General features: G+C 53.3%; 13 protein-coding genes and 1 tRNA gene. 12 read left to right on the top strand and 2 right to left on the bottom strand.

What is annotated here, in order from left to right:
* Together ACRQU7_RS10565 and ACRQU7_RS10560 are read right to left on the bottom strand one after the other, a co-directional pair.
* Positions 1–471: an LPD28 domain-containing protein gene (locus tag ACRQU7_RS10565; RefSeq protein ID WP_444645579.1), complete on the bottom strand. Its 471-nt coding sequence runs from the start codon at positions 469–471 to the stop codon at positions 1–3.
* A 318-nt stretch (positions 472–789) separates the two neighbouring features.
* Positions 790–865, bottom strand: a tRNA-Ala gene (locus ACRQU7_RS10560).
* Positions 866–1,291: 426 nt separating this feature from the next.
* Between ACRQU7_RS10560 and dhaS the strand changes: the two genes are divergently transcribed.
* From dhaS to ACRQU7_RS10500, 12 genes are all read left to right on the top strand, one after another.
* Complete coding sequence (dhaS, locus tag ACRQU7_RS10555) at positions 1,292–1,900, top strand: dihydroxyacetone kinase transcriptional activator DhaS (protein ID WP_042081847.1); 609 nt, start codon at positions 1,292–1,294, stop codon at positions 1,898–1,900.
* 83 nt (positions 1,901–1,983) lie between these two features.
* Positions 1,984–2,946, top strand: a complete 963-nt coding sequence (locus ACRQU7_RS10550) for a glycosyltransferase family 2 protein (protein WP_444640709.1) — start codon at positions 1,984–1,986, stop codon at positions 2,944–2,946.
* 195 nt (positions 2,947–3,141) lie between these two features.
* Positions 3,142–4,488, top strand: a complete 1,347-nt coding sequence (gene miaB, locus ACRQU7_RS10545; protein ID WP_444645577.1) for a tRNA (N6-isopentenyl adenosine(37)-C2)-methylthiotransferase MiaB — start codon at positions 3,142–3,144, stop codon at positions 4,486–4,488.
* Positions 4,489–4,558: 70 nt separating this feature from the next.
* Positions 4,559–4,966: a YlbF family regulator gene (locus ACRQU7_RS10540; protein ID WP_038324338.1), complete on the top strand. Its 408-nt coding sequence runs from the start codon at positions 4,559–4,561 to the stop codon at positions 4,964–4,966.
* Between the two features lie 39 nt (positions 4,967–5,005).
* Positions 5,006–7,615 (top strand): DNA mismatch repair protein MutS, encoded by a 2,610-nt coding sequence (gene mutS, locus ACRQU7_RS10535; RefSeq protein ID WP_444640707.1) that lies wholly within the window; start codon positions 5,006–5,008, stop codon positions 7,613–7,615.
* A gap of 19 nt (positions 7,616–7,634) precedes the next feature.
* Complete coding sequence (locus ACRQU7_RS10530; RefSeq protein WP_444640705.1) at positions 7,635–8,159, top strand: GNAT family N-acetyltransferase; 525 nt, start codon at positions 7,635–7,637, stop codon at positions 8,157–8,159.
* Between the two features lie 26 nt (positions 8,160–8,185).
* Entirely contained in the window at positions 8,186–10,099 is a 1,914-nt protein-coding gene (mutL, locus tag ACRQU7_RS10525; protein ID WP_444640703.1) for a DNA mismatch repair endonuclease MutL, read from the top strand.
* Entirely contained in the window at positions 10,099–11,052 is a 954-nt protein-coding gene (gene miaA / locus ACRQU7_RS10520; RefSeq protein WP_444640701.1) for a tRNA (adenosine(37)-N6)-dimethylallyltransferase MiaA, read from the top strand. The genes mutL and miaA overlap by 1 nt, the downstream gene beginning before the upstream one ends.
* Positions 11,049–12,335: an HlyD family efflux transporter periplasmic adaptor subunit gene (locus ACRQU7_RS10515; protein WP_444640699.1), complete on the top strand. Its 1,287-nt coding sequence runs from the start codon at positions 11,049–11,051 to the stop codon at positions 12,333–12,335. The genes miaA and ACRQU7_RS10515 overlap by 4 nt, the downstream gene beginning before the upstream one ends.
* A complete protein-coding gene (locus tag ACRQU7_RS10510; protein ID WP_444640697.1) occupies positions 12,313–13,050 on the top strand; it encodes a YggS family pyridoxal phosphate-dependent enzyme in 738 nt (245 codons plus the stop codon). The genes ACRQU7_RS10515 and ACRQU7_RS10510 overlap by 23 nt, the downstream gene beginning before the upstream one ends.
* A 20-nt stretch (positions 13,051–13,070) precedes the next feature.
* Entirely contained in the window at positions 13,071–13,547 is a 477-nt protein-coding gene (locus tag ACRQU7_RS10505; protein ID WP_038324326.1) for a cell division protein SepF, read from the top strand.
* A complete protein-coding gene (locus tag ACRQU7_RS10500; protein WP_444640695.1) occupies positions 13,547–14,302 on the top strand; it encodes a YlmH/Sll1252 family protein in 756 nt (251 codons plus the stop codon). Before ACRQU7_RS10505 ends, ACRQU7_RS10500 begins: the two co-directional genes overlap by 1 nt.
* The last annotated feature ends 1 nt before the right edge of the window (position 14,303 follow it).

Here is a 14,303-nt window from a genome sequence, read left to right as displayed (position 1 = left end):
TCATAAGCCTCCCATCGTGATGCCCTGTTCGGGCGTCTGATCCCCGATTCCATCTTCAAGGCCGCAATCCTGCGCGGGTGTTTCCTGTTTCATGTTCATCCTCTGTACCCGCAGATCGAAAGCCGCAAGGTACGCCTGATAATCTCCGGGACCGGGATTGCACCGCAGGCAGTAGCGGTAACGCTCCGTTTCCACGATGTAGCCATAGTTCTGCCGCCCGCCGCGCAATCGGCGAAAGCCCTCCCTGGGAATGGTGATTGGCTCGGCTGTCAGCACCGTACCGGCGTGATTGACGGCCACCCGATTTTCCACCGTCGTCGGTTTTCCGGGGTCGCGGTCCGAGCCGCGCAGGTCGTAGCAGTGGAAGCCTTCCGGCACGGTGCCGCGGTCAATGCGGGAATTCGTGAAAAGCGCGGGCCGGCCGAACAGCTCCACATGCTCATATTCTTCTTCTCTGGCGTTTACGCTCACCAATATTCATCTCCTTCTTTTGATTTGTCAAGCACATAAGATACCACGAAGAGAACGGAATAGCTACTCCATTTTTATAACGCCCGCGATTATTAGGATTTTCGCGTTTGGATATAAAAAAAAGAGCTATGTCCTCCAATTGGAAAACATAGCTCTTTCCTCGCTTTTGGTAATGGGATTGCTCTATGAAAATGAGGATATCAGGGATTACCCATCATGCGATGACTGATCTCCGCATTCCCCTGATATTTATCAAGTGTCCGGTCGCCGTAGATAAAACGCAAGCCACAAGGTTTTGGCCTTGTGGCTTATTGTTTTTGGTGGAGATAAGCGGGATCGAACCGCTGACCTCCTGCATGCCATGCAGGCGCTCTCCCAGCTGAGCTATACCCCCAAATATTGGAAAGCCCTTTATTGATGCGGCTTTCCGGGCTATTCGATTTTTCATTTGTTCCTGACTCTGAGGTGTTGCTTACCGGATGCACTGCGCTCCCAGCTGAGCTATACCCCCAAATATTGGAAAGCCCTTTATTGATGCGGCTTTCCGGGCTATTCGATTTTTCATTTGTTCCTGACTCTGAGGTGTTGCTTACCGGATGCACTGCGCTCCCAGCTGAGCTAATGCCCCATACGTTTTTTTAAAACAGCTTTGTAATAATATCATACTTTCTGGGAGAATGCAAGTAGTATTGTAAAAAAATCTGATTCCTTACAGCCATATTGAAAAAATGCAATAATACTGGTAAAATGGAAACAAACCATTCATCCGGGGTGCGAACCTTAATACATAACGTCCTCATGTATTTCAGGAGAAGAAACCATGTCTGATTCACTGATAACCAAAAAAGCGATTGCCGCTTCCATAAAGGAATTGATGAAGAAAAGACCGCTGCAGAAAATATCGGTTGCCGATATTGTGGAACATTGCGGGATTAACCGTCAGACCTTTTATTATCATTTTAAGGACAAATATGATTTGGTGGACTGGATTTATTACAATGAGGTCGTTTCCGCCGTCACACAGCACCGATCGTTTGAAGAATGGAACAACGTTGTTCTTGACGTTCTGAAAACGATGAAGAATGAGCAGTATTTTTATACGAATGCGCTCAGCGTCACCGGACAAAACGCTTTTCAGGACTATTTTTTCAATGTAACGAAGGACCTGATTGCCGAAATGCTGGATACTGTTTCACAGGGGAGTCAGATCGCCGCGGAAGACAAGGTCTTTATAGCGGAATTCTATTCCTACGGGCTTGTCGGCGTCGTTATCCAGTGGGCGCGCTGCGGCATGAAGCAGCAGCCGGAGGAAATTGTCCTGCGCCTGACGCATTTTATCGACGACAGCAAGCTCTACACGGCCGGCCGGTATTTTCAGGAGCATCCGGCGGAGAAAAAAGCGAATATCACTGAAAGTAATTTGAATTAGGAACGGATAACTGTCAGTTTTCATCTTTTCTATTCATCACAATATGATATACTGGTAACAGATTCAGTAAAGGAGGTTCGGTAATGCAGATTACAAAGCTTTCCATTATTGTTCCGGTCAAGAATGTTGAACAGGAAATATCGGGAGTATTGCGCTCGATCGCGGCGCAGGCAGCCGGGCTGGACGCGGAATTTGTCGTAGTGGACATGGGTTCCGCGGACAAGACGGTCTGGGAAGCCGTCCAGCTTATCAAAGAGCTGAAGCTTCGTGGTTTTGTCATTCAGAACGGCGACGGAACCGTCGCCGCGGCTTTAAATACAGGAATACAGAAGTCCGGGGGAGATTACCTCACCTTTATTTTCGCCCGCAGACTGTACCGCGATTTTATCGGCGGATATCTGGAAACGGCTTTGCATACTTCGGCGGATTTTGTATTCGGCAGCATCAGTGAGGAGGAAGCTCATGCCGCGGAACGCCGGCTGATCAGCAAGGCCATCCGTCAGGAAAGCGGCGCCCAATACCTGAAGGGCGTTCTCAGCCATTCGATCCATATCGATATCTCCGCGGTCATGCTCCGGCGCAGGTTTCTGCTGGACAGGCAGATTTATTTTTTCGACTCCTGCAGCCACGGATACGCGGAGGAGTTCGTTTTCCGCTGCCTGCTCTGCGCCGAGACGATCGCGCAGTCGCCGACGGTCATCAAACGGGATACCGTCTATGAATTAAAGCGCGGCAAGCAGAAGCCGGTGGGGAAGAATATCTTTCAGCATACCGACGCCCTGCTCCGGATTTTTGATCTCATCAAAACCACCCGCCGGGATGACGCGGAGCTGATTCAGCTGTTTGAACACCAGAAACTGCCGCTGACCGTTATGAACGGGGTGGACATTATGCTGAAAGAAGGCGCGGGCTATAACGCGGTGCGCGGCTATCTGCACGCCGCCGGATACGACAAGCTGCTTTCGGCGGGCAGGAAGACGGATAAGGCGCTGAAACGCCGGATCGCCGTCTGGCGCACCATTCCGTGGATGTATAAAGCAAAATAGGGCCTTCTTTTTCCCTGCCGCCGCTTGCCCGGTGGCAGGGATTTTGGTTCTTTTTTCTTGAAGTAACCAAAGCAACATGATATAATCAGTTATACCATATAACATAGGAGGGCTATCCTTTTGGCAGAAAAATTTCCGGCTCAGGAGCAGTCGGCGCGTTCCCAGGCTGAATTCATCAGCGACGTTTCTCAAATCATGGCGATCCGGGCGCGCGGCGCCGTTCCCATGGCGCTGGTGCACACTTACGGCTGTCAGCAGAATGTTGCGGACGGTGAGAAAATAAAGGGTCAGCTTGAAGAAATGGGTTTTTCCTTTACCAATCAAGAGGATGAGGCGGACCTCGTCATTTTTAATACCTGCGCGGTCCGCGAGCATGCGGAAGACAGGGTTTTCGGAAATGTGGGAGCGCTGAAAAATGTGAAACGGCGCAATCCTTCCCTGATTATCGCCCTCTGCGGCTGTATGATGGAGCAGGAGCATGTTGCCGAGCGAATCCGGAAGAGCTTTCCTTTTGTCAATCTGGTTTTCGGCACCCATGTGATCCATAAGCTTCCCGAGCTTTTATTTACCACAATCACACAGGGCTCCCGTGTGTTTGCGCGCGGCGACGACAGCGAGGACAGGCAAATCGTCGAAGGTCTGCCGGTCCACCGCGACGGAAGCACAAAAGCATGGCTTACGGTCATGTATGGCTGCGACAATTTTTGCTCATACTGTGTTGTGCCCTATGTGCGCGGCAGGGAGCGCAGCCGTACCCCGGAGGCGATTCTGGAGGAGTTCAAGGGCCTTGTAAAGGCGGGATATAAAGATATTACCCTCCTGGGGCAGAATGTCAATTCCTACGGCAAGCGTCTGAATGAACCGATGAATTTTTCACAGCTCCTGCGATTGCTCGACGCGGTGGACGGCGATTACCGTATCCGTTTTATGACCTCGCACCCGAAGGACGCGACCCGTGAGCTGATCGACACGATTGCGCAGGGACGGCATATCAGCCACCACCTTCATCTTCCGTTCCAGTCGGGCAACGACCGCGTGCTGAAGGAAATGAACCGCGGCTACACCCGCGAAAAATATCTTGACCTGATCCGTTACGCCAAGGAAAAGCTTCCGGACCTCTCTCTTACCTCCGACGTGATCGTCGGATTCCCGGGCGAAACCTACGAGGAATTCCTCGATACCGTCAGCCTGATTCAGGAGGTGGAATTCACCTCGCTGTTTACTTTTATTTATTCCCCGCGTGTGGGGACAAGGGCGGCGAAGATGCCCGACCCGGTTCCCGCCGGGGAAAAGTCAAAATGGTTTGCGCAGCTTTGTGAAGCGCAGGAGCATATCGCGGCTTCGCGCTGCGCCGGGATGGTCGGCACGGTCCAGCGTGTGCTGGTGGAAGAGCGCAATGAAAAGAACGGCCTTCTTTCCGGGCGGACCGACGGCAACATCGTTGTGGACTTTCCGGGGGATCAGGGCCTGATCGGCAGCTTTGCCGAGGTAAAGATCACTTCCGCCCGCAACTGGATTTTAAACGGAGAGCTTCATCCATAAATCAGGCGGTAAATCAAATTTTTCAACGTTTTTTATGAATCAATATAAATTATTATTAAGGAGTAACAACATGGATATTATCAGTTTAGCGAGAGAAATCGGCAAAGAAATACAGAAGGATTCGCGTTATCTGAACATGCAGCTTGCAAAGCAGAACAGCGACGACGATCAGCAGCTGCAGGACCTGATCGGCGAGTTCAACCTGAAGAGAATGGCGATCAACAACGAGGCCCAGAAGCCGGAGCAGGATTCCGACAAAATGCAGGTGCTCAATCAGGAGCTGCGCCACATTTACGCCCAGATCATGCAGAATCCGAATATGACGGCTTACAACAAGGCCAAGGAAGAAATGGATGCCCTGCTTCAGCGCGTCAGCGCTATTATCGGCCAGTCCGCCGACGGCGAGGACCCGGAGACCACCGATTACGTGGAATCCTCCTGCGGCGGCAACTGTTCCTCCTGCGGGGGCTGTCACTGATTCCCCATCAAGTCATGAATTGGAGATGAAACGCAGGTTATGGCAAATCTTTCACCAATGATGCAGCAGTATTTTGAAATCAAAAAACAGAATCCCAATACAATCTTGTTTTTTCGCCTTGGTGATTTTTATGAAATGTTTTATGAAGACGCCAAACTTGCATCGAAGGAACTGGAACTGACGCTGACCGGGCGCGACTGCGGACAGGAAGAGCGGGCGCCCATGTGCGGCGTGCCCTTCCACAGCTATGAAAGCTATGTGGCGCGTCTGGTCGCGAAGGGCTATAAGGTCGCCATCTGTGAGCAGATGGAGGACCCCGCGCTGGCCAAAGGGCTGGTAAAACGCGATATCATCCGCGTGATTACGCCCGGTACGGTGTTGGAAAGCAGCATGCTGGACGAGGCGCGAAACAACTTTATCTGCTCGCTCTGCGCTGAGGGTTCGGGCGCGGGAATCTGTTTTGCGGATATTTCCACCGGCGAACTGCACGCGACCACACTTTCCGGCGGGGACCTGACGGAGCAGATTAAAAACGAGCTTTCCCGCTATTCGCCGCGCGAAATCCTTGTCAACCAGAATACTCTGGAGCTGACCGGGCTTCCGAAATTCATCAAGGAGCGGCTTTCCGCCAGTCTGGAACTGCTGGACAATACGGAGTTTGAGACGCAGAGCTGTTCTTTGCTGGTGCTGGACCAGTTTCATTCCAAAAGCCTTGCGGATTTGGAGCTTTCCGATAAAACAGAGATTGTTCAGGCTGTCGGCGCGCTGCTTTCCTATCTGAAGCGCACACAGCGCGTGGGCATTGAACGCATTAATGGGATAGACCTTTACACCGGCGCGCAGTATATGCATCTGGACTTGAACGCGCGGCGCAACCTGGAGCTTCTGGAAACGATGCGCAACAAGGAAAAGCGCGGCTCGCTCTTGTGGGTGCTCGATAAAACGCGCACGGCGATGGGCAAACGCCTCATCCGCAGCTGGATCGAGCAGCCGCTGTTGGGCCCGGTGCAGATCAACCGCCGTCTGAACGCGGTGGAGGAACTGGCGGGGGACGCCATTCTGCGCGACGCCGTTGCCGAACAGCTGACCGGAATCCACGATCTGGAACGGCTGATGTCCCGCATTGTGTACGGTTCCGCCAACGGCAGGGAGCTTCGTTCGCTGTCCTCTGCAATCATGCGGCTGCCCTCTTTGAAGACCCTGTTAAAAGATGTAAAGTCTAACCTCCTTACGGAAATTGAACAGCATATCGACGTTCTGGAGGACGTTTACCGGATGATCGACCGTGCGATTGTGGAAGAGCCTCCGTTTTCCATTCGGGAAGGCGGTATGATCCTGCCGGGCTACAGCGAGGAACTGGATCTTCTGAAAGGCGACATGAGCGACGGCCGGGGCATCATCGCCCAGATCGAGGCGCAGGAACGGGAAAAAACCGGTATCCCGAAGCTGAAAGTCGGGTACAACCGGGTATTTGGGTATTACATTGAAATCAGCAATTCCTATAAGGATCAGGCGCCGCCGGAATACATACGCAAACAGACCCTTACCAACTGCGAACGCTTTATTACCCCCGAGCTCAAGGAGCTGGAGGGAAAAATCCTCGGCGCGCACGAAAAGTCCGTACAGCTGGAATTCCAGCTATTTGACGCCGTCCGTAGCAATGTAGCCGCGCAGCTGACCCGCGTGCAGGCGACGGCCAACGCGATTGCAAGGCTCGACGTGCTGACCTCCTTTGCACAGGTTTCGGCGGAACATCATTACGTCCGCCCGATCGTCAATCTGGACGGGAAAATCATTCTCAAGGAAAGCCGCCATCCGGTCGTCGAGGTTTTGCTCGATACTCCCTTCGTGCCGAACGACGTTACGCTCGACAGGAACGAAAACCGGGTCGCCATCATTACCGGCCCGAACATGGCCGGTAAATCCACCTATATGCGTCAGATCGCGCTGATCGTCATTATGGCTCAGATCGGCTGTTTTGTGCCGGTTTCCTATGCGGAAATCGGGATTACGGACAGCATCTTCACCCGCGTGGGCGCTTCCGACGATCTGGCTTCCGGCCAGTCGACCTTTATGGTCGAAATGTCCGAGGTTGCGGATATCATTAAAAACGCCACCGGCAACAGTCTGCTGATTTTGGATGAAATCGGGCGGGGAACCTCAACCTTTGACGGGATGAGCATTGCCCGCGCCGTTCTGGAATATGTCGCCAACAAACAGCTTTTGGGCGCGAAGGCTCTTTTCGCTACCCATTACCACGAGCTGACGGAGCTGGAAGAGCTGATTGACGGCGTAAAAAATTACAATATCGCCGTAAAAAAACGCGGCGACGACATTACCTTCCTGCGCCGGATCGTGCGCGGCGGAGCGGACGACAGCTTCGGCATCGAAGTGGCCAAGCTTGCCGGCGTGCCGAATAAAATTGTGAACCGTGCAAAACAGGTGCTGACGGAGCTGGAAAGCGGGCAGCAGGTGACCATGCCGAAAAGGCGCGGGCATAAAGAGGAAACGCAGGAAGATTTACAGCTTGTGATCACTCCGCCGAACGAGACGGAAATTATGGACAGGCTCAAAAAGCTGGACGTCAACACCCTGACGCCCATTGAGTGCATGAATACGCTGTTTGAGCTGGCCACACTCGCAAAATAGCTTTTACAGGAGCAGAGTTATGTGTCGGTTAGTTAAATTGAATGCCTCGATGGAACGGGAATATCGGGAATACATAAACGAATGGCAGCGCAGCGGAGAAACCATTTATCCTTTTTCCTCCTGCCAGGGGGATCACAGCTTTTCGGATTACCTGTGGCTGCAAAAAGAGTTGGAAACCGAAGAAGGCTGTCCGGAGCACTTTGTTCCGGGGAGCACGTGGTTCTACGTAAATAGCGACGGAAAAATTCTTGGCTCGGTGAACCTTCGGCACAGGCTCAACGACTATCTTTTCTCAGTCGGGGGACACATCGGCTATGGCGTACGTCCTTCGGAACGCAGAAAGGGCTATGCCTGTAAAATGCTTTCTCTCGCATTGGAAGAGGCAAGGAAATTGGGAATTTATAAGGTCCTGATTACCTGTGACAGAAAGAACCGCGGTTCAGCGAGAACCATTTTGAAAAATCATGGGATTTTAGAGAACGAAGTTCAAAAAGAAAACAGGATCATCCAGCGATACTGGATTTCTCTGGATGTTGATGTTTGATCTGATTGTAGAAAAGGAGGCGTTTCATGAGTAAAATCAATGTATTGGACAAACATATCGCGGAATTGATCGCCGCCGGTGAAGTAGTGGAACGCCCTGCTTCCGTTATTAAGGAGCTGGTCGAAAATTCAATCGACGCCGGTGCGGCCTCTATTACCGTGGAAATAAAAAACGGCGGGATTACCTATATGCGGGTCACGGACAACGGCAGCGGGATCGCCCCTGACGACGTCGCGGTCGCCTTCCTGCGCCATGCCACCAGCAAGGTTCACAGCCAGGACGATTTGGAGAGCATCTCCACCCTCGGCTTCCGCGGCGAGGCTCTGGCCTCCATTGCGGCTGTGGCCCGGGTGGAGCTTCTGACCGCGACACAGGGCGAGCTGGCGGGGACGCGCTATGAAATCGACGGCGGGGTGGAACAGACCTGTGAGGATGCGGGCTGCGCGCAGGGAACCACTCTTGTGGTGCGTGACCTTTTTTATAATACGCCCGCGCGCATGAAATTCCTGAAAAAGGATGTTGTAGAGGCGAACGCCATCGCCGCGGTGATAGATAGGATTGCTCTTTCCCATCCGGAGATTTCGGTGCGCTTCATCCGTGATTCCCGCGAAACGCTGAACAGCCCCGGTGACGGCAAGCTGAAATCAGCCGTATACGCTGTTTTTGGAAAGGAATTTACCGCGGGGCTGATTCCGGTGGAATACGAATTAAACGGTGTAAAGCTTTCCGGCTTTATCAGCAAGCCCTCCTCGGCGCGTCCGAACCGGAGCATGCAGCATTTCTTTATCAACGGCCGCTATATTAAAAGCCGTACCGCGATGGTCGCTCTGGAAGAGGCGTTCAAGGGTTCTCTGATGGTAGGGAAGGTCCCTGCCTGTGTGCTTCATATGGGCATTTCCTATCAGGCGGTGGACGTCAATGTCCATCCCTCGAAAATAGAGGTTCGCTTTATCAATGAAAAGCCGGTATTTGACGCGGTTTACCACGGCGTCAAAACTGCTCTTCACCGCGGGGACGCGCCAACCGTCATGGCTTTTCAAAAGCAGGAGACTTCGGTTTTTGAACAGCCGAAGGCCCCGGTTCAGATACAGTTTGCCGCTCCTCCCGCAACAGCGGCAGTGCAGCCGCCGCCGGCTGTGCCGGTAATTCCGGCGGTTCGCCCCGCGGCGCCTTCCTACAGCTTTGCGGTCAGCGACGCGCACAGGCCGACGTTCCATACGGATTTCTCGGCGGCGAATATTGAATTTACCGAGCCGGTTCCCGTGACACAGGAAAATCAGGCGACCGTCCCCGCCGTCACGGAGCCCGCTGCCATGGAGCCGGAGAATCCGGCGGCGCCGGAACCCGGACCGGTCGAACCTCTCGATTCCCCGGAACCGGAAAAGCTGGTGGGGGAAGCCTTTCATACTTATATTATTCTGGAACGGGGAGACGAACTGGTCTTTATCGACAAGCATGCCGCCCATGAGCGGATGCTCTACGAAAAGCTCAGGGCGCAGGAAGGCCGGGCCGACCAGCAGATGCTTTTGGAGCCGGTCGCCGTTACCCTGGAGAAAAACGAGTACGCCGCGGTGATGAATTCCCTGGACGTCTGCGCGGCGGCGGGGTTTGAAATCGACGACTTCGGTTCCGGCACCGTGCTGGTCCGGAGCGTCCCGCTGATTCTCGGCGACGACGATATTGCGGGAACGGTGATGGAGATTGCGGGCTACCTGCAGTCGGCCAAAAACGATATCACGACGGAAAAGCTCGACTGGCTTTACCACAACGTCGCGTGCCGGGCGGCGGTTAAGGCGGGGGACCTAAGCTCGCCGATGGAGCTTGCCGCTCTCGCCAGAAGAATGGAAAATGAGGATATCCGCTACTGCCCGCACGGGCGTCCGGTATCCATCGTGATGAAAAAAAAGGACCTGGAGCGCCAGTTTGGGCGTATACAATGATGAACAGGAAAGAAAAAATCCCGGTTGCCGCGGTTGTCGGCCCGACCGCTTCCGGCAAAAGCCGGCTTGCGGTGGAGCTTGCGCTCAGCAGGAACGGCGAGGTGATTTCAGCCGATTCCATGCAGATTTACAAAGGGATGGATATCGGCACGGCCAAGCCGACGGCGGAAGAAATGCGCGGTGTGCCGCATCATCTGATTGATTTTGCACCGCTTTCCCAGCCGTTCAGTGTGGCGGACTATGTCTCGCTTGCTTCGGACTGCATTTCTGAGGTGCACGCGCGCGGCAGGCTGCCGGTCATTGCGGGGGGAACCGGGCTTTATATCCGCTCTCTCCTGCAAAATATACGGTTTACCGAGAACGATAAGGACGAAGCTCTGAGAAAGGAACTTGCCGAAAAGGTCGAAAAGCTGGGCGTGCAGACGTTGATCGACGAACTGCGCAGCTTTGACCCCGCCTCCGCGCAGCGAATTCATCCGAACAATCTGGGGCGCGTGATCCGTGCCATTGAGATTTACCGCACGACCGGCGTCACAATGACCGAACAGCTTGAGCTGTCAAGGCAAATGCCTTCCCCGTACGACGCGTGTATCATCGGCCTCGACTTTCAGGACCGTCAGAAGCTTTACGACAGGATCAATCTGCGGGTGGACTGGATGATGCAGGACGGGCTGCTGGCGGAAGCGGAAGAAATTCTGAACCGGCCCGGCGCCCAGACTGCGATGCAGGCGATCGGCTACAAGGAGCTTTTGCCGTATTTCCGCTCGGAGTGCTCTCTGGACGAGGCGGTCGAGTCCGTTAAGCGGGAAAGCCGCCGGTACGCCAAGCGCCAGCTTACCTGGTTCCGCCGTGACGAAAACATCCATTGGATTATGGTGGACGAGTACACGGATTTTGACGGAGTGACCGAACAGGCATTCCGGATGATCGATCGGAAAGGATGGGAACGATGAATAGTCCGCTGCTGAGAAGAATCGCATCGGCTGTTGTGGCCATCCTTCTGTTTATTTATATGGGATATCAGATTTATAACTCCCATTACGCAAAGGTCCAGACGGAAACGGCGTCCTACGCCAGCACGGCGGACACCGTACAGGTGACCGGCACCGCCGTCAGGAAAGAAAAACTGATGAATACCAAAGTCAACGGCGTGATCACTTACAGCATCAGCGACGGGGGAAAGGTGGCAAAGGGCGGCACGGTCGCGAAGATTTATCCCAACGAGCAGAGTGCCGCGGCGCAGCAGCAGATTGCCGACCTCGATTACCAGATTTCCAAGCTGCAGAAGCTCAGCACGCCGGGGGACACCTATGCGGCTAGCATCGGCTCCATCGGCTCGCAGATCAACCTGAAACTGGTCGATTTGCTGGACTGCATCCAGTCGGGCGAATACACCGAGCTGACGAACAGCCGCGAAGATTTGCTCTACCTGATCAACGAGCGCCAGATCGTAACGGATAAGACGGCGAATTTCAACACCAGAATCAATGCGCTGAAAGCGGAGCGCGAGACGCTGTCCAAATCCAACAGCGCGGCGACCGGTTCTGTTACCGCTCCGGCGTCGGGTTATTTTATTAGCTCCGTGGATGGGTATGAATCGGTTTACGACTATGACAAGCTGTTGACCATTACACCTGCGGAATTCAAGGAAAAGCAAAAGGAAAAACCGGCGGGGCAAAGCGGCTCCGCGGGGAAAATCTGTGAAGATTACGACTGGTATTTCGCCTGTCTGGCAGCGGCGGACAAAGCCTCCAAGTTCAAGGAGGGCGACGCCGTATCCATTCAGTTTCCGTTTGCCTCCAATCAAACCGTCCCGGCGACGGTCGCCGCGGTGAATCAGGCGGACAAAGACACCGAAGCGGTCGTTATTCTGCAGAGCAGCAGTATGAATTCTTCTCTGGCGCTGATCCGCAACGCCACGGCGCAGATTCAGATCGAAAAATACACGGGAATCCGTGTGAGCCAGAAAGCGATTCATTTTGCCAAGGTGACGAAAACAGGAAAAGACAGCGACGGCAAGGCAACTTCTGTTACCAGGGAAATCAAGGGCGTGTATGTCATGCACGGCAGTGAAATAGAGTTCAGACAGATTTTTCCGTTGTTCAGTACGGCGAATTATGCCATCTGCCAGACTGACCCGCCGAAGGAGGACCTGATGACCGATTCAACCGTGAAGCTGTTTGATGAAGTAGTTGTGGAAGGGACTGATTTATATGATGGAAAAGTCGTCAAATGATTTTGATCGCCGGTTTTCGGATTTGGAAGAAAATCTGAAGGTGATCCGCAGCAATATAGCCGACGCCGCCGTAAAGTCGGGACGCCGCCCGCAGGATATCACGCTTCTTGCGGCCACGAAAACCGTTCCGGTGGAGGTGATCAATCACGGGATCGCACTGGGCATCGACCATATCGGTGAAAATAAAGTACAAGAGCTTTGCGAAAAGTACGACGCCTATTCGCTTTCCCGGTGCGAGCTCCAGTTTATCGGGCACTTACAGACCAATAAGGTAAAAAATATAGTGGGAAAGGTCTCCATGATCCAGTCGGTGGACAGCGTTAAGCTGGCAAAGGAAATTTCCCGTCTTTCGCTTGCCGGAGGCCTTACGACCGACGTTCTGATCGAGGTCAATATCGGGAGCGAGCCCAACAAATCGGGGGTGCTGCCGCCGGAGCTGCACGATCTGATCGGGCAGATTTCGCTTTTGCCGTCGATCCATATCCGCGGTTTGATGGCGATTCCCCCTGCAGACGCGGACAGCGGCGAAACACAGGGATATTTTTCAAAGATGTCTCAACATTTTATTGACATCAGGGATAAAAAAATAGATAATGTTAATATGGATTACTTGTCCATGGGCATGTCGTCCGATTATTCCCAGGCAATCTTATTGGGAGCCAATATGGTTAGAATTGGTTCTGCTCTGTTTGGCCCAAGAATATACAATCAATAATCATTACAGGAGGCTTAGCGATGGCAGGAATTGTAGAAAAAATCAAAGATATGTGGAACCCGCCGGAAGACGAGTACGACTACGATTATGACGGTGTTCAGCAGGAGGAAATTTCCTCCCGTCAGAACGAGGAAGCCGAAATCCGTGAACGCGATACCATTAAGCGCGCACCTGTGCAGAACAGCGGAAACAAGGTCGTCAATATCCATGCGACCGCTCAGCTGCAGGTCGTTCTGTTTAAGCCGGAGCGCTTCGGCGAAGAGACCTGTGCAGTGGCGGACGAGCTTTTGAAAATGCATACGGTGGTTTTAAATCTTGAAAATACAAACAAGGATGTTTCCCGCCGTATTATTGATTTTTTGAGCGGCGTCGCTTACGCGAACGGCGGAAAGATCAAGAGGGTCGCCACAAGCACCTTCATTATAACGCCCTATAACGTTGACCTGACGGGTGACGACGTTTTAGATGAGCTGGAAAACAACGGTGTTTATTTTTAATGGAGAAACAGTCGGCCGACGCAATTTTTGAAGCAAAACTTTGCGATGCCGTACGTCTGGCGCAAAGCGGAGCGAAGCCCCGCTTTGTGGGCTTTTTAGACGAGCGTCAGGCGCTTGCGGCACAGAAAATCATGAATCGTCTTTCCTTTAAAAACTATATGCTCTGGGGCGGATACGGCGGCTCGGAGCGTGTAGTTTTTGGCGCATTTCCGGACTTTGCAGAGCCGGATGCCGAATCGTTTCCCATTGCCGCGGTTACCACAGGCTATCGTGCCTGCGATACGCTTACCCACCGCGACTTTCTCGGCGCTCTCCTTGCAAACGGCCTCCAGCGTGAAACGCTCGGGGATATCCTTGTGGAGGAGGGCCGCTGCGTGATTTTTTCCCGCAGCGAGGTAACCGATTATCTTTTGTCCCAGACACAGAAAATCGGCAGAGTGGGTGTTCATCTGGTCAAAGGCGCCGTACTGCCGCTGCCGGTTGGCAGAAGCTTTGAAGATTTTTCCGCGGTTGTCGCTTCCGCGCGGCTGGACTGTATTGTCGCGGCTGCCATCGGCACAAGCAGGGAAAAGTCATCAGAGATGATTCGCGCCGGGCTGGTGATGCTGAACCACGAAGTGAACACTTCGGTGTCGGCGTCTGTCGCGCCGGACAGCAAACTCTCCATCAGGGGAAAGGGCCGCTTTGTTCTTGACCGCCTTGGGCCCGTCACAAAAAAAGGCAGATTGTGTATTACAGGCAGGAAATATATTTAAC

The sequence above is a fragment of the Caproiciproducens puteiluti genome, assembly GCF_052442865.1.
Lineage (GTDB): Bacteria > Bacillota > Clostridia > Oscillospirales > Acutalibacteraceae > Caproiciproducens.
Note: the sequence above shows the minus strand (reverse complement) of the source record. Positions and strands in the feature narration are given on the sequence as shown.